This is a genomic window from Nonomuraea sp. NPDC049141 (assembly GCF_040648415.1).
Lineage (GTDB): Bacteria > Actinomycetota > Actinomycetes > Streptosporangiales > Streptosporangiaceae > Nonomuraea.
On record NZ_JBEZDR010000004.1, the window covers coordinates 670,608 to 688,979 of the forward strand.

Sequence of the window (18,372 nt, forward strand, 5' to 3'; positions counted from 1 at the left end):
GCGCTCCAGCTTAGCAACGATTTGATCTCATTCCAGTCCGAAATCTGGACGTGTTGTCATATACATCACAAGCTCGGCGGCATGCAGATCACACGAGCGATCACGGCAGCAGGGACGGCACTCAGCGCCGCCCTGATCATTGCTGCCCTGATCAACCCCACAGGCCAGACCGCGCACCGCGCGGCCATGGCCGACCCGACCATCATGCCGACGTGCCCCGACCAGGACCCCCCGGTCGTGTGCATCGTCGGCCCGTCCGGTCCTCCCGGACCAGCCGGAGAGCCCGGACCTCAGGGCGTTCCCGGTTCCCCCGGACCGCAGGGAGAGCCCGGACCGACCCTCACAGCGACCACTCTGCGTACCGTCCGGGAGACCGCCACGGCCACCCAGACGGCCACGGAGACGGCCACCATCACCACGACCCGCACGGCCACCGTGCCGCAGCCTGCCCGCACGGCCACGGCTACGGCCACCCGGACCGTCACCCCCACCGCCACGGCCACGCGGATAGTCGTGAGCTTTCAGCCCGCACCCCCCGCCGACGTGATCCCGACGCGCGTCAAGCTGCCGTCCGCGACCGACACGCCGTCCGTCGCTTCCCCGGAACCCCAGGCGCCGGACACGAGTCTCACGCCGGACTACACGGCGGTTCCCGGAGCGTTCGCCGACAGCGGAGAGTCGGGAACGTGGCTCACCATGGCGGCTGTGCTCGCTGCCGTCCTGTGTGCGGTAGCCGCCGGATGTATCTGGATTTACCGCAGGTGGCGCAAGGAACGCGCCACCGACGAGCCCTCATCTCTCGTTGACGGTTCCGCCAACGAGTAACCCACCGCCCCCTCCCAGCAGGGGAGGGGGCACCAACCCCGAAAGGGACCAGCAATGACCAGCAAGAACTCTCCCGAACTGCTCGCCGACGTTCGCGCCGCCCTAGCCGAGATCGACGGGGCGATCACCGGTCACACCGGCAACAACCTGGTAGAGAACGCCTACCGTCACCAGGGGTTCCGGCTCCCGCTCGCGGAGGTCATGGACTGGTTGGCGACCGGAAATCGGCTCTACGACGGCCCCACCCGGACCGAGTTCGCGGCAATGACCAAGGTCAGCAACGAACAGCGCGCGGCGTGGTACCACATCCCGGACCGCGCCATCGCGTCTGCGCGCGTCACGGCGACGCTGATCCGGTACGACCTGCCGGAAGACCACGTGATCGCCACCACGGCCCCGTCTCAGGCCGAGGTCAAGGCGATGCTCGGCAGCGCCGATCCGCTCGCCAAGCTCGCCGAGATCCACGCCGAAGCCGCCAAGCGTGAGCAGGAGCGGATCAAGGCCGAGCGTGAGAAGCGGATCAAGCAGGCCGTAGCCGCCGCTCAGGCGCTGGCCAAGTTCAAGGGTGACCCCGCTCTGCCGTTCGCTCAGGCGATCGAGGAAGGCGCGGACCGCGCCGAACTGGCGCAGGCGTTCACGAACGCCGGACTTCCGGTGCCGCCGGAGGAGCCCGCCAAGCCCGCCGCCAAGAAGTAGCACCACCGCGCGCCCCCCACGCCACAGGGGGGCGCGCACCCCACCACCACCACCAGCCACAACCACGAAGGGGAGATCATGACCAGCTTGCAGACGCTCGCCCTCAACACGGCAGCATCCGTCCGACTCAGCGTTGCCGACCGCCACGCCCACCGAGACGAGTGCGCCATGTGCCGCCCCGACCAGGAATGCCCCCGATCAGCGGCCATGTACGCCGATCATCAGGCGCGCGTACAGCGCTCTCGCTCCAACCTGCTCGCCTATCTCCCAAAAGGGTCGGTGATCACCTACGCCGGGAGAGTCCCCAAGATGCACGGCGAATGGTGGGTCCAAGACACGTGCGTGGACTGTGACCACACCGCGCTACGTCTCGTACGCGGTCGCGGCATGGCGATCAAACACGTGTTGCTGTCCCAAGTCCATAGCGCGCCCATGTTGCACCCCGGAGCAGGGGAAGCGTTGCCCGCCGCACGGGAAGCCACACGCGAGATAGCCGCGATCCTTGCCATGGGCAATGTCGCGCTTCCGATGATCGTGGACATCAACGGCCTAGGCGCATGCACGGTCGCCTACCCGCGCGCCACATGGGACCACGAGGTCAGCGTTGCGGAGTCAGCCGAGACCGTAGAAGCGTCCTACGTGCTGGCCGCGCTGAGCAGCCTGCCCGAGCTGGCCAAAGCCGCGACCAGCGGCAACGCCTTAGGCATCAAGCGCGTCACTCGCGCGCTCGCCCAGCTCCGCGAGGCTGCACGAGGCGCGCGCAAGCGACGCTGACCCGAATCGCCGACACCCCCGCGTGACCATCGCGCGGGGGTTTCTGCACGTCCAAGATCACCCCCCGTACCCCCACCCGGCGGTCCCACCGGCGTACCTCGGTTGCACTTCGCCGGAATGTTTTTGATCTTGCCTGGTGTTTGTAGAGTCTCCGGGTCTGTCCCATTGCGTGGCGGGAGGTTCGGGATGTCCGAGGTGGTTTGTGGGGGTCCGTGCAATAGGGAGGCTCGCGCGGCGTGGGCTGCGTTCCTGCGGGTGCGGGAGGCGCACGCGGATGCGGTGGACCGCTGGGTGCGGGATGGCACCAGGGGAGAGCCGCCGCCGGAACCCGTCATGCCGACCGTCGAGTGGCGGCCGGGGGAGCCGCTGCACTGCGCGCTGTGCCGTGCGACGTGCGAGCGTGCGCTGCTGGTGGTGGATGAGCTGGCCGACACGCTGGCGGCGCGGCCGGGCGTGGTGAAGGCGCAGACGCGCTGGTCGAGAGTGAAGGGGACTCGGCCGCACGGCAGCTTGTCGAGGGAGGGGGATGTGGTGCTCACGCTGACGGGGGAGCTGCTGGCTGTGCAGAAGGAGGCTGCCCGCCGGCTGAAGCTGGCGGAGCGGCTGCCCGCCGACCGGTCCGGCTTGGCGCGGTCGCGGGCGGTGGCGTTTCTGGTGAACAAGGTGAAGCCGGTGCTGGCGCTGGACGGGCTGACGGTCGTCTCCAGCGTGGAGGGGGAGGAGCGGGAGCCGGTCGAGCTCGGCGTGGTCGAGTGGGCTCTCGCGTGGGAGACGAGGTTGCGGCGGCTGGTGGACGACGAGCCCGGCCAGACGCTCGCGCGCTGCCCCGGCTGCGAGCTGCGGAGGCTGGAGTGGAGCCCGCGGGCCGGCTACTACGTGTGCGAGAACTGCGGACGGCACGTCAGCGAGCAGGAGGCGCTGGAACTGGTCAGCGGCGAGGTGGGCGGTTGAGCGGCGGCGACCGTTGAATGTCAGGTGCAAGGCAGTATTCCGTTGACGACATCTTTCGACTTGCGCACTTCCTCGCGTGCGTCGATGCTGTCCGGGAGCCATGTGCCCGGGTCTGATCCGGTCACGCCGCTCCAGGTAGGGCTGGAGGTTCCGGTCAGCCGCCTGGTCATCACGTCACTCATCGCACAGTACGCACGCGATTCTGAGCTGGTGGGCAGTGCTCGGAGTCGCGGACCCAGACGACAGTGCATCATGAGGGCCGTAGGTCTGCTCCACCAAGCACCGCTTGGGTTGGGGGATGAATCTCTTGTCGGCCGGGTTGCGCTCGATGACCTGCACGCCGATGCCGAGCGAGGCGCGGTGAGCGACGACCGCGTTCTTGAATCCTTGTCCACCAGCGAGGTGCGCACGGTGTCGCTCTGCGCGGCGACCCGGTCCAGCAGCGCAATGCTGGCGGCGTTCTCGGCGTTCTCATGGACCGAGGCAGCACCGCGACGACCAAGCCCTGCACATCCACGGTCAGGCCCCGGTTGCAGCTGGGCACCTGCTTGGCCGCTCGGCCACTAAGCAGATCCCATACACTCTGCCAGGTAACGGAGTGTCGCGTACCCAATAGGGCTGGTTTCCGTTTTGTGATGATCGCGCCTCTTGTCTGATAGGTCGGAATTCCTTACGTTGATCATCGGATGATGATCGGCTCCGAGCCGCGCGGGGGGAACGTGGGTCTCGCCGCGGCGGAGAGCGAAGGTTGGCGCCTTGCCGGCGTCCTTCGTGTGGTTCGGAGTGTGGTGACGCATGCGTCTGGTCTCGTCATGGCGGCGTTCGGTTGGAACGATTTTTGCGCTCGCGGGTTTGGCGCCTGGCATGCTCGTCTTGCAGGCGCCGCCAGTTGCGGCCGTGTCCGTGGTCGGCGCCATGGGCGACCGCAGCACCTTATCGAGGGCGCCAGAGCAGATGGCTGGGTCGGCCGCAGGATTGCCGTCGCTGCTGCCCGCCACGAAGGTGCCTGCGGCGCTGGCTCCTGCGGATGGGTGGCGATCTGACGTCCAGGCGCCCAAGGGGGCGGTGCCACGCGAAGACCGGACGCTGGATTCGGCGACAGCCGAGGCCAAGCAGGACAGCTTGCCGGCGGGGGTGGCCAGGGCTGAGGCAGCGGAACGTTCCGTGCTGGCCGTGCCGGGGTTGGTGGATGTCTATCCCAAGCAGGGATATCTGGTCGATTCGCTGACACCGACGTTGCGGGCGTGGGGGCAGAGCAACAACGGCGGCTCGGCGTTGTCATATTCGTTCAAGGTGTGCGATGTCGAGACGATGTCCGGCACCGGGTGTACGACATCGGGGTACGTGGCGGGCAACGCCAACAGCTGGAAGGTTCCGGCGAGCAAGCTGGCGTGGGGTAAACAGTACTGGTGGACGGTCACCGTCAAGGATTCTCTGGATTCGTCGACCACTGTGTCGCCGGTGTTGACGTTCGTGACGGGGGTGCGGCAGCCGGCGGTGACCTCGTGGCTGGCCAATCGCGGTGTCGACGGGCACGAGTTCGATCAGCAGACGGGCAACTACACCACCACGTCCACAGATCTGACGGTGGCGACGGCGGGGCCGCCGTTGTCGGTGACGCGTACCTACAACAGCATGGATCCGCGGACGGACGGGATGTTCGGTGCGGGCTGGTCGACGCGCTGGGACATGAAGGTCGTCAAGGAGGTGCGCGGCGGGTCGACGTCGGCGCTGGTGACCTACCCGGACGGGCGGCAGGTGCGGTTCCGGGCGAATGGGGATGGCACGTTTCAGCCGCCGCCTGGCATGTACGCGACGCTGGCCGAGCAGAGCGGAGGCACGTGGCGGTTGATGGACAAGGTGGCCGCTAATTACCGCTTCGACGCCGCGGGCCGGTTGACGTCGATCACTGATGGGCGCGGCCGCGCCCAGGAGCTGACGTACGACACGGCAGGGAAGCTGGCGAAGGTGGCCGGTGTCGGGGGCCGGTCGGTGACGTTCGCCTGGCAGGGGAACCAGGTGGCGTCGATCTCCAGCGATCCGGTGGACGGGAAGGCGTTGACCTGGTCGTATGGTTATGACGGCGGTAGGTTGACGCAGGTGTGCGCGCCGGTGGCGGCGCCGAACTGCACCTCGTATGAGTACGGTGGCGGGTCGCTGTATCGCAGCAGCGTGCTCAACTCCGACCCGTTCGGCTACTGGCGGCTCGGCGAGGCGTCGGGCACGAGCGGGGAGGACCTGGGCACCGGCGCCGGGGACCTGACCTACCAGGGCATCACCTTGGCCCAGCAGGGCGCGCTGACTGGCACCACCGACACCTCGGCCACGTTCCAGGCGGGCTCGGTGGTGAAGCTCCCCTCCAGCACGATCCCGCACCTGGGCGATCAGTTGTCGGTGGAGGCGTGGTTCAAGACCACCCAGTCCGGCGTGATCATGGCCGCGGGCACCACCGAAACCAGCAGCCTGGCCCGCGGGGCGATGCTGTACGTAGGCACCGATGGCAAGCTGCGCGGCTCCCTGGATGCGGTGATGACCCCGATCACCTCCACCGCAGTGGTGAACGAGGGTCAGTGGCATCACGTGGCGCTGACGGTGGCCGGGCAGGACCAGACGCTGTACCTGGACGGCCAGCAGGTCGGCACCATGACCGGGACGGCGACCGGCTGGCGGACGTTCGCCACCATCGGCAACGGCTTCACCGACCCGGCCAAATCCCCGGCCGTACCCGCCACGGTGCAGGCGTTCCCGTTCCAGGGCCAGTTGGATGAGGTCGCCCTGTATGGCCAGCCGCTCACCGCGGCCGAGGTGGCGGGCCACTACGCCGCCCGCACCGGTGCGCCGTTCAAGCTCTCCAAGGTCACGCTGCCGTCCGGCCGCATTTGGGCGAGCAACACCTATGATGACAAGAGCGACCGGATCGCCACCCACGTCGACAACAACGGCGGCACCTGGAAGATCGGCGCTATCGCCACCGAACAGCAGTCCGGCGAGGCGCAGGTGACGGTCACCGACCCGAACAACAAGCCGCTCGTCTACCTCTACGATGCCTGGCGCGGTTACCGGATCCGGGGTGAGACCGACCAGCGCAACTACACCACCTGGCACGAGTACGACCAGGCGGGTTTCCTCAACAAGGTGATCGACCGCAACGACATCGCCAACGAGATCTACCAGGACAAGCGCGGTAACACCCTGGGCCGGCAGTACTGCCGGGCGCCGGGTGAGTGTGCGATCGAGTTCTGGTCCTACTACCTCAACCCGAACGACTCGTTCGATCCGCGCAACGACCAGGTGACGGCCTACCGGGATGGCCGCTCGGGCGGCGACACCGACAACACCTACGCCACAAAGTCCGAGTACAACACCTTCGGAGAGCAGACCAAGCAGACCACCCCGGCCACCGCGGACTTCCCGCAGGGCCGCTCGATCAGCACCGCCTACACCGACGGCAGCGAGCCCGCGATCGGCGGCGGCACCACCCCGGCCGGTCTGGTGAAGACCAAGACCGACGCGCGCGGCAGCCAGTGGAGCTACCGCTACACCGCGGCAGGTGACCTCGCCGAGCAGACGGATCCTCAAGGCCTGGTCACCAAGCTGGACTACGACCCGCTGGGCCGCGCGATTGCCAGCACCCGCATCTCCCAGGCGGTCCCGAACGGCGCCAAGGCGACCTTCACCTACGACAATCGCGGCCGCCTGCTCACCAGCACCGCCCCCGCAGTGAAGAATGAGCTCAGCGGCGTCACGCACACCGCGCAGACCAGCACCACCTACGACCCGGACGGCAACACGCTGACGCAGACGATCGCCGACCTGACCGGAGGCGATCCGGACCGCGTCACCACCTACACCTACGACACGCACGGCCGCCAGGACTCCATCACCAACCCCGAGGGTGGCGTTCTCCGGCAGGACTGGAACCAGCTCGGCCAGACCATCCGTACCACTGATGCGCGCGGCACGGTGATCGAGTCGGGCTATAGCGAGCGTGGTGAGCTGATCTCCAGCACGTTGAAGGGCTGGACCGACAGCCCGGTCAACCCGCAGACGGCCAAGGACGTGCTGCTGGAGACCCGCGGCTACGACCCGGGCGGGCGCCTGCAGACCAGTGTGGACGTGATGGGCCGCAAGACCACCAACAAGTACTGGATGGACAACCGGCTCCAAGAGCAGATCGCGGTCGGCGCCAGGCTGAACAGCCCCACTGCCACGCCTCGCGATGTGGTGGTCAAGGCCGAAGAATACGACCCGGCCGGCAATATGGTCACGCAGGTGACCGGCGGCGACCTCATTGTCACGATTTTCGAGTACGACGCGGCCAGCAGGCTCACCACCCAGGTGCTGGACCCGGACAAGCTGGGCCGCGCCACCGATTTCGGCTACGACGCCAACGGCAACATCACCAAGTCGACCCGGACGGCCGCCGGTGACAGCCGTAGCGAGACGACCAGCTACGCCTACAACAAGCTCAACCAGCCCACCAAGCAGACCGTGGAGAACGGCACCCAGGACATCATCTCCACCACCGGCTACGACGATCGGGGCCTGGTCACCTCCACCACCGACCCGCGTGGCAACGCCGACGGGGCCAACGCCGCCGACTACACCACCACGTTGCGCTACGACGCGCTGGACCGGCTGGTGGAGACCACCGCCCCGCAGGTGCAGGTGGACAAAAACGGCACCGCTGTCCAGGCGCGCCCGTCTACCATGGTCGGCTATGACGTGGTGGGCAACCAGACGCACCAACGCGACGCCGAGGGACGCACCCTCGTCTCCACTTTCGACAAGGTGGGCCGGGTGACCAGCGCCAGCGCGCCGGCGTACACCCCACCGGGCGGCAGCGCGATCACCTCGACCATCCGGCACGCCTACGATGCGGCGGGGCAGCGCAAGACCACCACCGACCCGCGCGGCTACGTCACCTCCTACGACTATGACCAGCTCGGCCGCCAGGTCCGCGTCACCGACCCCGCCCCCGATGGCCAGAGCGCGGGGACCTGGGTGAGAGAGTACGACATGGCCGGGGAAAAGCTGGCCGGCATCGATCCGACCGGCGCGCGCAGCCAGGCCACCTATGACGACCTGGGCCGGCAGATCACCGCCACGCAGATCGAGCGCAAGCCCGCCACCGCCAGCTACGTCACCACGATGGAGTACGACGACGCGGGCCGGCTGGTCAAGCAGACCGCTCCGGGCTCGGGCAACAAGGTCACCAGCTTCACGGTCAACGCGGCCGGTGAAACCACCACGGTCACCGATCCGCTGACCAACACCACCACCACGGACTACGACCTGGCCGGCCGCCCGACCACGGTCACCGATCCGAACCTCAACGTCAGCACCGCCGAGTACGACCTGGCCGGCCGCAAGACCACCGTCAAAGACCTGAACGCCGGAGTCGTGCAGCGCACCTACGGCTACGGCTACGACCTCGCGGGCAACCCGACCAGCACCACCTCCCCCGAAGGCCGCATCACCAAGCAGACCTTCGACGCGCTGAACCGCGCTACCTCGCTCATCGAACCGGTCTCGGCCGGCGATCAGATCACCACCAGCTTCGGCTACGACGCCACTGGCGCCCGCACCCGGCTCACCGACGGACGCGGCAACGCCACCTGGACCAGCTACAACAGCCTCGGCCTGGCCGAGACGGTGACCGAACCGGCCACCACCGCGCACCCGGACCTGGCCGACCGTACCTGGACCCAGATATACGACGCGGCCGGCAACCAGAAAGCCACCATCCAGCCCGGCGGCATGCGCACCGACCGCACCTTCGACCACCTCGGCCGCCTCACCAACGAGACCGGAGCGGGCGGCGGCGCCGCCACTGCCGAGCGCACCTTCGGCTACGACCTGGCCGGCCGCCGCACCACTGCCGGCGACCTGAGCGTCGACTACAACGACCGCAGCCTGCCCTTGTCCATCAAGCGTGGCGCCACTCAGCAGACCGGCTACAGCTACGACGAGCTCGGCAATCCCCTCCAACGTGTCGACGCGGCTGGGACGGCCACCTTCACCTGGGACAAGAGCAACCGCCCGGCCACCGCCACCGACCCGGTCACCGGCCGGAAGATCACCTACGGCTATGACAAGTACAACCTGGCCTCGCTGACCGCCACCACCGGCACCACCACGGTCGACACCCAGGTCTTCACCTACGACAAGCTGAACCGGCCAGAAACCCAGACCTTGCGCAAGGGCACCAGCACCGGCACCCAACTCGCGAAGATCACCTACGGGTGGGACAAGGACGACAACCTCACCAGCAAGATCACTGCGGGCACCGCCGGGGCGGGCACCAACACCTACGGCTACGACCACGCCGGACGCTTAACGTCCTGGACCGCACCCGGCGGCGCTGTCACCGCCTACGAATGGGACAAGGCGGGCAACCGCACCAAGGCCGGCGCCGCGACGTTCACCTACGACGAACGCAACCGCCTGACTACCGGCGACGGCACCGACTACACCTACACCCCACGCGGCACCCTGGCCAGCCAGACCAAGGCCGGCGCCACCACCAACTACACCTTCGACGCCTTCGACCGGCTCATCGCCGACGGCGACAGCCTCTACAGCTACGACGGCCTCGACCGCCTCACCTCCCGCATCCGCGGCACCGCTAAGCAGACCTTCGCCTACTCCGGGCTCGGCAACGACCTGGCCGCCATCACCGACAGCGGCGGCGCCATCCAGGCCACGTACGGCCGCGACTCCGGCGGCGCCCTGCTCGGCCTCAAGGAAGGCACCAGCGCGGCAACCGCGGCGTTCAGCGACCTGCACGGCGACCTGGTCGCCACCTACACCACCACCCTGCAAACCTCCACCGCCTACGACCCCTTCGGCACGGTCATCGCCCAAACCGGCACCAAGAACCAGCTCGGCTACCAGGGCGCATACACCGACCCGGACACTGGCAAGGTCAACATGCACGCCCGCTGGTACCAACCCGGCACCGGCAACTTCACCAGCCGCGACACTGCCACCCTCAACCCCAGCCCATCCGTCCAAGCTAACCGCTACACCTACGCCAACGCCTCACCCCTGACCGGCACCGACCCCACCGGCCACCAAAGCATCGTCGTCTCCGGTGACGCGGTCGGCGGCACCTGGAACTCGCCCTACACGCCAGGCATCGACTACCAAACAGCCGTCGACTACTACGCCCAGCACGGCATCGTGTCGGGCGGAGGCGCAGGAAGCTCCGGCGACATGATCGGCGGCTGTATCGCCTGTATCGGCGCAGGCGGAGCGAGTCTGGACCTCTCTGAACCAGGAGCCGCCGAATGGTACTTCGAAAACTACGTCCTGCGAGGCAATCCCCTTTTCAGTGATGAAGAAGCGAAGCGCGCCGGTGTGATGCCGAACGGAATGCCGGCTCCTGGCGGCTTCTGGAACATGAGCGCCGAAGAGCGCGCGGACTTCACGAAGATCGCCTCATGGGCAAACTTCCTCGATCCTTCAATCACGCAAGAGGAGTTGCTCGGCACTGGAGGAAGGTCGAACGCTGGGGGTAAGAATGGGCCGCCCTCATACTATAGCTCCTTCGAGCGGCTGCTTAAATATAAAGATTTAATAGAAACGTCGGCAAGGCGCTGGCATGTGGACAAGAACACCCTGACAGCTGTTCTCATCTACGAGATGATGGATCCGGAAGCGAAGTTTAGTGAGGAGACCGGAGGTCTTGAAGCGCCTGCGCTTTATGCCAAACGTGGAGCAACTGGCTCTTATGGCATAGCGCAACTCGAAGTATATAAGGCAAGGATGGTGCTGCAGAGATACAAGGGCATGTGGTTCAGTGAAGACATAAAGGGAAACGTGCAGATTGTGGCGCTGCTCATAAAACCCAAATACGCAATTGATATCGCCGCAATGTATCTGATGTACTTGAAAGATAACATTAAAGTAAAAACGACCAGCGACGAAGGAGGATACCAAACCCGTGGTATATCGTGGGCGGAAGCGGCCGTAGCGTACTGTGGATGTGCCGGCGTCACGATGAGTGTAAGTACTGGACTATGGGGCTCGAAGAGATTTTCCGATTGGATGGGAGGCGGGACTCTGGTAACCGACGATCCGGCCAACAAAAAAGAGGCGATAAATCGCTTTAATGCTATGATGTCTAATGGGTGGGCAATGCAAGCCGCGTCGCAGTATTGGGTTTGTGCTTCCAAGGCTTGTTAAGTTATGCGCTGCAAGCGCCCACAACAACGAGAGAGGTGGCGCTGCGATGTTCCGTGGTCGCGCCGATGGTCTGAGACGCATCCTCCCGGCGACCAAGCTAATTATTGCTGCCTTGTGTGTGCCGCTAGTTCTAGCTGGGTGCGGCACGCAATGGTTCACTCGAAGAGTCGAAGTGGATACAGCCACTGTTGATGAGGTGCGCGGTATCGGTAATGTCGTGACGCAGACTATTGCAGATCCCATATATGAGGGGACTGTCGAGGTTACGGCTATCCTAATAATGGATGTAGGGGCGGGACGCTTCCAAGAAGCGCATGACGTGGCGCTTAATCGCCTGCGACAGCGTGGTTGGACGACGGCCTCCGGGGGAGACACCGATTCGGCGCTGATGAAATCAGCAAAATGGAAAGATGTGATATTAAAGATCGGAAGATTCAGGGATTTTGAGGAATACGGTGCGACGCTTGAACCAAAGATCGACAAAGTCCTCCACGGTGACTCGGCTAAGTCCGATACATATGTTATTGTCGCTTTGTCTCCTTATAAAGAATAAGGCCTGCACGGCTGGGTAAGCCGATCCTGGCGGCATGGAACGCCAAGGAAGACCCGCTGGACCTGCCCGCCCTGGCCCGCACCCACCCGAACAGGAGCGTGATCGCCGAGCGGCTGTTTCGCTTCTACGACCGCTGCGCCGCCTCCGGCCTGCCTGAACTCGAACGCCAGGCCACCACGATCGAGACCTGGTGGCCCGAAATCCTGGCCTTCCTCCAGACCGGCATCACCAACGCCGGCTCCGAGGGCACCAACCGCGTCATCAAAACCGTCGCCCGCGACGCCTGCCGCTTCCGCAACTCCGCAAACCAACGACTACGCACCCGCTGCGCCGCCTTCCGAAAAGGCCGCTGACATCTCAATCCCGCATAACTTCGAAGAGCCGGTATGCCTGAGCCGGCCGTCGAGGAGACGGATAGGGCGGTGGAGGCGGGGTGATCTCGGATATGGAGTTCGTGCGCGGTTGTCTGGATAAGGAGGAACGCGCCGCGCTCACGTGGCCGGAAGGTGAGCGCGTCTGGCAGGTGGCCGGCCCGAGAACGACCGCGTGATCGATGCCCATGCGGAGCAGCCGTTGGACTGCTGGGAGCGCATCCGCGTCATGCGGGACATGGACGCGCACGCCGAGCACGTCGCCCTGCACGACCCGGCCAGCGTACTGGGCGAGGTCGCGGTGAGACGCGGGACGAGCTCGAGGAGACGGTCCGCATCCAGGACGAGGCGGCGGCCCGGATTTGCGAGACCGGCGGGCAGTCGGCGGCCGGTGACCTGGACGAGCGGGAGCGGGCCAACCGTGACGTCTCCGTCCTGGAGCCGGGAGTGCTGCACCTGGCCGACATGTACCGGCGCCACGCCCGGCTGTGAGCGTCAGGTGTTTTCGATCTGACCGGGTGTTAGCTCTTGCGTGCGCCGTTGAAGCCCTGCAGATAGGCGTAGTGATAGTCCGCCAGCTCATCGAGCGTGCAACTGTCCATCAGACCGAAGTGCTCCGCCAGCTCCCGCTCCTGCCGGACTCCAGCCCGGCCGTCCAGATAGTCCTGACGACCGAGGGTGGTCATCTTCCGCTTCATCATGGACCTCTTCAACCTCCATGAGCGCCGTCCCTCCACTTCGGCCCTGGCCTGCTCGAAGGCCCTGTGACAGGCGTTCATGATGTAGAAGGTCTCGCGGTCTATCAGGCCAAGCATCACGGCCACCGATGCGATGTCGGTCGGCAGGTAACAAGGAGCTGTTGCAGTTTCAGCTCCGGCCTCTCTTGCTGCCCTCAGCAAGTCCTCGTGTACCACCTTCAGCATTCATTCCCCTGTGGTCGCTGTGGCTGCGCGAGTGATCGTAGGGGAAGTCCGCCTGCTGGTGTGTTCACCATCTGATGGTGTTGGTTCTGATGAGGCCGATTCCTTGTCACCTCTTGCCGGAGGCATAGGGCCTTCTTGCGTGATCCGAGCAGCCGGCGCTACTCGCCCTCGGGGTCGTCCACGAGCTCGGCGACAGCATGCAGAGCGGTGAGGCCGCCAGCTGCGACGGCGGCCCGGCCGGTCGTGGTGGTGAGTCGCTCGGCCGCGTTGGCGAGGACGTCTTGGTGGCCGGAGCCGTCGGCGGTACTTTCTAGCTCGTTCAGGGCATTGCGGACGTCGGTGAGTGCTTCGGCCAGGTGGCGGCGGAGCCGGGCGTGTTCGTTGACGTAGAGGCGCCGCTCCAGTGGGTCGGTGGTGGGCATGGCTGTCATTCTCCCAATGTTGTCGAGTATCCAGTGGTTGTCGGTGGTGTGGGTCCGGCGGCGGTCCTCGAAGGTTGAGCACGTCAACGGTGACCCGAGCATGAAGAGAGGCCCGCCGCGCTTGTCACGCGGCGGGCCTCTCTTCTCCAGGGGGTTCGGGTCTACTCGACGACCTCGACGGCGGCGGCCAGGAGCACCGACTGCACGGCCCCGGGCGTCACCGCCTCCTTGGTCTGGGCGTCCAGCACCTCGCTGATCTGCTCGGCGGTGAGGGTAGGGTCGGCGGCGGCCATGTCGGTGATGAACTGGCGGACGTCGTCGGACAGCTCGGCCGCCGCCTCAGCGTCGGAATGGACAACCGGGTCCGGCGTGTGGTCGTTGGACTCGGGCATGGTGGCCTGCCTTTCGCGAGGAGGTTCTGTGTCCCACACAGGATGACGCCCTCGTTGGCGGTTCCGCACACGTTCCGCCAAACGGACTCGCGACTCGCGGTGGACTCACGCGCAGGGCCGCCATCCCTCCTGGTAGTCCTCATGATCGTCCCATTGGGCTACGTACCGTGCGCCGTCGTGCCAGGCTCGCGCCTCGACCGGATTCGGCGAGTGCTTCCACACCGCTTCGGCATGGTTCAGCCTGCGGCGTTCGGCCTCGACTCGGCGGAGCACACGGGCCGGATGCTGGCGGACGATGTTCTTCTTGGAACGAACGGGCTCATAGGCGCAACATGGGAGAAGGGGACCGGGCCCAAGGTCTTGGAGGTCGGGTGCGTATTCATTTCACCCGCGCTGATCTAGCGCGTACCTATGTGGCGAACGGGGCGGACGTCATGTGGGAGGTGGCCAACAGCCTTCAAGCACTACAGGCTACGTACGGCAAGAGGGACCTCGGAGGGTGGCGCCGACGCGTTCGCCACGATCTGCACCAGACCAACCTGGCATCCCTGGTTCGTGCTCGCCTGTTTCCCGTTGCGCCCCACGCCGCCTACTATCCCGACCTGCTTACCCCGCCCGAGGGTGCGCTCGGCCTGGAGGAGGCGCTGGAGGCGATCCTGAGTACATCGCGGCGCCGATTATGCGACGAGATCGGCCTACTCAGCGGCGGCCCCGGCCATGGCGCCTGGCTGGACGACCTGCGCGCATCCAGATACCGAGCGCTGGCCGAACTCGGCGACACCATGCGCGCCTACCATCGCGTCTCGGTCGCCCCGTACTGGCCGACGATCCGCACCTGCGTAGACTCCGACATCGCGCTGCGGCGCCAGGCACTTCGCGCGGGCGGCGTCGATGGGTTGCTCGACAGCTTCCGCCCCATGATGCGATGGCACTTCCCCACCCTGAACATCCCCGCCCACCCCTCCAGCCGAGACGTCCACCTGCACGGACGCGGACTGCTGCTGATCCCCTCCTACTTCGCCCGCCTGCATCCCGCGACCATCTTCAACCCCGAACTCCCGCAGGTCGTCGTCTACCCCGTTGAGCATTCTCCTGGCTCCGCCACAGTCCGCCGCGGCGCCGCCCTGGATCGGTTGCTCGGCGACACCCGTGCCGCGGTCCTGCGCGCCGTGGCAGCGGGTGGCACCACGAGCGACCTGGCCGAGCGGGTCGGGGTGTCACCGGCTACGATCAGCCATCACACCGCGATCTTGCGCGACGCGGGCCTGATCATCAGTAGCCGCAGCGCTAACACCATGCTGCACACCCTCAGCCCTCTGGGCACGGATCTCCTGCTCGGGCCAACTGCCGAAGAAGAGGGTGACCGCTCGCCCGGGACATGGCGGGGGTGGGAGACGTTCCAGGCGAAGGTCGCCGAGCATATGCACCGGTGACCAGGGACTTTTGACTGGGATCGAATCTCATGGCTGCCCTCGGGCTTCCGAATGATGCTGTGCTCATCATCACCGTCGAACGAAAGGGGGAAGTTCATGGTCAAGAGGATCGCTCGCATCGTCGTCGTGTTCGTCATCGCCGCCACCCCGTTCCTCGCCAGTACGCCAGCGCAGGCGGCATCCTGGGCATGCGACCCGGGATACTCGTGCTACTACACCGAACACGGCGGAGACGGCTCCAGGTGGGTAGCTCCAAGTGGCGGCTGCCACCATCCCCTGCCGTCCGGGTTTCAAGACAACATCAGCTCCGTCTACAACCGCGGCCACGGCACTGCCTTCGTCCACCTGTACAACTGGGTCGGCTCCTGGGAACACCTCATCACCGTCGCGCCCGGCGACAAGCTGAACTTGTACCTGGGCCGGAACAACACGACCGACCGCATCTGCATCGATTCGTAGCATGCAACGGGGAAGCATGACGTTCTGCATTCGAGCGCGAGCCGGTGAGAGGAAGCGGTGGAGGCGTTGCAGGCGAAGGTCGCCGAGCACATCCGACAGCTGACTCCCAGGCATAAAGAAAGGCCCGCCGCGCTGGTACGCGACGGGCCTTTCTCCCCTGGGGGTTCGGGTCTACCTGGCTACTCGACCGCCTCGACGGCCTCAGCGATCGAGGCGTCGCCCTGGAGGACCGCCTGCACCGCCTCGGCCGTCACCTCGATCCTCTGCTCGGCCAGCGCCGTGCTGATGTCGGCCGCGGCGAGGGTGTCGTCGTTGTCGTGCATGTCCGTGATCGTCTTGCGTGCGGATGATGTCGGGCAGCGCGGCGGCGGCCTCGGGTCGGCGGTGACGGTGGTGTCCACGGGGTGGTCGTTGTGCCCATGGTCGTTGGCGTACTCGGTCATGGTTGTGCCTTTCGCGAGGAGTTACCTGTCCTCGTCATCATGCCGGGCTCGTTGGCGGTTCCGCCTACGTTCCCTGAAACAGAAGCGCCCCAGCCGCAGCCTGGGGCCGTGGCCTTGGACTTTCGACCACAATCGAATGTTATGGACGGAGCATGCCTGCCCCGACGAGACTCCGGTCATCATCCCAATCGAACGGGGGGCCGCGCATGGTCAAAAGAGTCGTTCGCATCTTCGTAGTGTTCATCGTCGCCGTGTCCGGCTTGGTAGTGGGCACGCACGCGGGGCAGGCAACGTCGCGGGGCACGGGAATGACCGGCTTCTTAGGGCGGGTCAGCAACCAGACCTTTTACGACATCACCGCCGTACGATTCAACACAAGTATCGATCATGAGGACTGCACTGTCTGGAACGGCAGGGACGGCGGGCCCCAATGCCGTTTAGATAGCGATCTTGCTGGTACCTTCGCCTGGTGATCATGTCGGGTTACGCAGGCGGTTCGGGTCGGTTGACGGATCTGGTAGCGGTCGGCGCGCTGACATCGCTGATCCCTCGCCAGGTCCTGGACGCGGCCATCGCCACACACGGATGCCGGGAGCGGCGTGTTCGCAAGCTCCCCGCGCATGTGGTCGTCTACCTGCTGATCGCGCTGTGCCTCTACCCCGACGACGACTACGAGGAGGTCGCCGAGAAGCTGACGGGCATGCTCTCTCTGGTGCCGGGGACGCGCTGGGAGGCGCCGACCCGTGGGGCGATCACCCAAGCCCGCCAGCGCTTGGGATCCGAGGCGGTCAAAGAGGTGTTCCAGCAGATCGCCCGGCCCGCTGCGACCAAAGCGACGCCGGGAGCATGGCTGAAGGGCCGGCGGGTGATGGCGATCGACGGGTTCGTCGTGGACCTGCCCGACACCGAGGCCAATGTCGCCGAGTTCGGCCGCGATAGCGCGGGCGGGTATGAGACCGCCTTTCCGCAGGCCCGGGTGGTCGCCATCAGCGAGTGCGCCAGCCACGCCATCGTGGCCGCCGACGTGGCGGGTTGCTGGGCCGGCGAGCAGACCCTTGCCTTCTCTCTCTATGAGCAGGTGACCGAGGAGATGCTGCTCACCGCCGACCGCGGCTTCTACAGCTTCCCCGCCTGGAACCAGGCTCGTCACAGCGGTGCTCACCTGCTCTGGCGTGTCCAGGCCGGGCTGCGCCCGTACTGGCTGCGTGACCTGGAAGACGGGTCCTGGCTCGCCGTCATCACCAAACCCGCCGGCCTGCGCCGATCGCAGAAGGATCGGCTGCGCGAGGCGGCCCGCCAGGGCCACCATCTCGATCCCGACGACGCGGTGATCGTGCGGGTGGTCGACTACACGGTGCCCGACCGCAAGGGTGAGCACATCCGGCTGATCACCAGCATTCTCGACCCGGCCGAGGTCACCGCCGAGGAGTTGGCTCGTTGCTACCATGATCGCTGGGAGGCCGAGACCGGCATCGCTCAGATGAAGACTCACCTGCGCGGGCAGGGCCGTATTCTTCGCTCACGCATCCCCGAGCTGGTCTATCAGGAGATCTGGGCCTACCTGCTCACGCACTGGGCGTTATGCACGCTGATCTGCACCGCCGCCACCGCGGCCGGGATCGACCCTGACCGGATCAAGTTCCTGGGCACCGTCCGCATCGTGCGCCGCTCGGTCACCGACCGCGCGGCCTTTTCCCCCTGAGCCACCTGAAGCCTCCTGGACCCGCGTCCTCCACCAAGTCGCGCACCGACGGAACCTGAACCCGCGTCGCCGCCACCGCTCCTACCCACGAGCAGTCAAACGCTCTCGCAGGAGCAGCTACCGCGAACGACGTCCCTCCGACAAGGGCATCAAGTACACAGGCCCGCCGACCGTCGCACTCTTGCCCACGCCATCGGCCGCCTAGCCGAGACCATGATCATTATTTATCTAAACGGCA

The 18,372-nt window shown here is 66.1% G+C and carries 15 protein-coding genes and 1 pseudogene; 11 read left to right on the top strand and 5 right to left on the bottom strand.

The annotated features are described in order from the left end of the window. The first annotated feature begins 81 nt into the window (after positions 1 to 81). The 7 genes from AB0B91_RS15525 to AB0B91_RS15555 all read left to right on the top strand — a co-directional run bounded on the left by AB0B91_RS15525 (position 82) and on the right by AB0B91_RS15555 (position 12,342). The gene (locus AB0B91_RS15525; RefSeq protein WP_358318935.1) at positions 82 to 825 is read left to right on the top strand and encodes a hypothetical protein; all 744 of its coding nucleotides are present in this window, start codon (positions 82 to 84) and stop codon (positions 823 to 825) included. Between the two features lie 54 nt (positions 826 to 879). Beyond that, complete coding sequence (locus AB0B91_RS15530) at positions 880 to 1,521, top strand: hypothetical protein (RefSeq protein WP_358318936.1); 642 nt, start codon at positions 880 to 882, stop codon at positions 1,519 to 1,521. A gap of 78 nt (positions 1,522 to 1,599) precedes the next feature. Continuing rightward, a complete protein-coding gene (locus tag AB0B91_RS15535; RefSeq protein WP_358318937.1) occupies positions 1,600 to 2,295 on the top strand; it encodes a hypothetical protein in 696 nt (231 codons plus the stop codon). A gap of 255 nt (positions 2,296 to 2,550) precedes the next feature. Beyond that, positions 2,551 to 3,246 (top strand): hypothetical protein, encoded by a 696-nt coding sequence (locus AB0B91_RS15540; RefSeq protein ID WP_358318938.1) that lies wholly within the window; start codon positions 2,551 to 2,553, stop codon positions 3,244 to 3,246. Between the two features lie 1,065 nt (positions 3,247 to 4,311). Next, positions 4,312 to 11,436 carry a LamG-like jellyroll fold domain-containing protein gene (locus AB0B91_RS15545; RefSeq protein WP_358318940.1) on the top strand — a complete coding sequence of 2,375 codons (7,125 nt, stop codon included), beginning with the start codon at positions 4,312 to 4,314 and terminating at the stop codon, positions 11,434 to 11,436. A 46-nt stretch (positions 11,437 to 11,482) separates the two neighbouring features. Continuing rightward, a complete protein-coding gene (locus AB0B91_RS15550; protein ID WP_358318942.1) occupies positions 11,483 to 11,989 on the top strand; it encodes a hypothetical protein in 507 nt (168 codons plus the stop codon). A gap of 71 nt (positions 11,990 to 12,060) precedes the next feature. After that, positions 12,061 to 12,342 carry a transposase gene (locus tag AB0B91_RS15555; RefSeq protein ID WP_358319220.1) on the top strand — a complete coding sequence of 94 codons (282 nt, stop codon included), beginning with the start codon at positions 12,061 to 12,063 and terminating at the stop codon, positions 12,340 to 12,342. Positions 12,343 to 12,881: 539 nt separating this feature from the next. Here AB0B91_RS15555 and AB0B91_RS15560 read toward each other — a convergent pair. The 4 genes and pseudogenes from AB0B91_RS15560 to AB0B91_RS15575 form a co-directional block, all read right to left on the bottom strand. After that, the gene (locus AB0B91_RS15560) at positions 12,882 to 13,283 is read right to left on the bottom strand and encodes a hypothetical protein (RefSeq protein WP_358318944.1); all 402 of its coding nucleotides are present in this window, start codon (positions 13,281 to 13,283) and stop codon (positions 12,882 to 12,884) included. 158 nt (positions 13,284 to 13,441) lie between these two features. Further along, entirely contained in the window at positions 13,442 to 13,705 is a 264-nt protein-coding gene (locus tag AB0B91_RS15565; RefSeq protein WP_358318946.1) for a hypothetical protein, read from the bottom strand. 161 nt (positions 13,706 to 13,866) lie between these two features. Beyond that, on the bottom strand, positions 13,867 to 14,097 hold the full coding sequence (locus AB0B91_RS15570; RefSeq protein WP_358318948.1) for a hypothetical protein: 231 nt from the start codon (positions 14,095 to 14,097) through the stop codon (positions 13,867 to 13,869). 105 nt (positions 14,098 to 14,202) lie between these two features. Then, a pseudogene (locus AB0B91_RS15575) lies at positions 14,203 to 14,397 on the bottom strand (DUF6221 family protein); the annotation flags it as partial. A 71-nt stretch (positions 14,398 to 14,468) separates the two neighbouring features. Here AB0B91_RS15575 and AB0B91_RS15580 point away from each other — a divergent pair. Together AB0B91_RS15580 and AB0B91_RS15585 are read left to right on the top strand one after the other, a co-directional pair. Next, positions 14,469 to 15,530 carry a helix-turn-helix domain-containing protein gene (locus tag AB0B91_RS15580; RefSeq protein ID WP_358318950.1) on the top strand — a complete coding sequence of 354 codons (1,062 nt, stop codon included), beginning with the start codon at positions 14,469 to 14,471 and terminating at the stop codon, positions 15,528 to 15,530. Positions 15,531 to 15,626: 96 nt separating this feature from the next. Beyond that, positions 15,627 to 15,989, top strand: coding sequence for a peptidase inhibitor family I36 protein (locus AB0B91_RS15585; protein ID WP_358318952.1), 363 nt, complete (start codon positions 15,627 to 15,629; stop codon positions 15,987 to 15,989). Between the two features lie 179 nt (positions 15,990 to 16,168). On the opposite strand, the gene AB0B91_RS15590 is transcribed toward AB0B91_RS15585, so the two are convergent. Beyond that, entirely contained in the window at positions 16,169 to 16,432 is a 264-nt protein-coding gene (locus AB0B91_RS15590; protein WP_358318954.1) for a hypothetical protein, read from the bottom strand. Between the two features lie 236 nt (positions 16,433 to 16,668). On the opposite strand from AB0B91_RS15590, the gene AB0B91_RS15595 reads away from it, so the two are divergent. Together AB0B91_RS15595 and AB0B91_RS15600 are read left to right on the top strand one after the other, a co-directional pair. Continuing rightward, a complete protein-coding gene (locus AB0B91_RS15595) occupies positions 16,669 to 16,905 on the top strand; it encodes a hypothetical protein (RefSeq protein WP_358318955.1) in 237 nt (78 codons plus the stop codon). A 32-nt stretch (positions 16,906 to 16,937) separates the two neighbouring features. Further along, positions 16,938 to 18,134, top strand: coding sequence for an IS4 family transposase (locus AB0B91_RS15600; protein WP_358318957.1), 1,197 nt, complete (start codon positions 16,938 to 16,940; stop codon positions 18,132 to 18,134). The last annotated feature ends 238 nt before the right edge of the window (positions 18,135 to 18,372 follow it).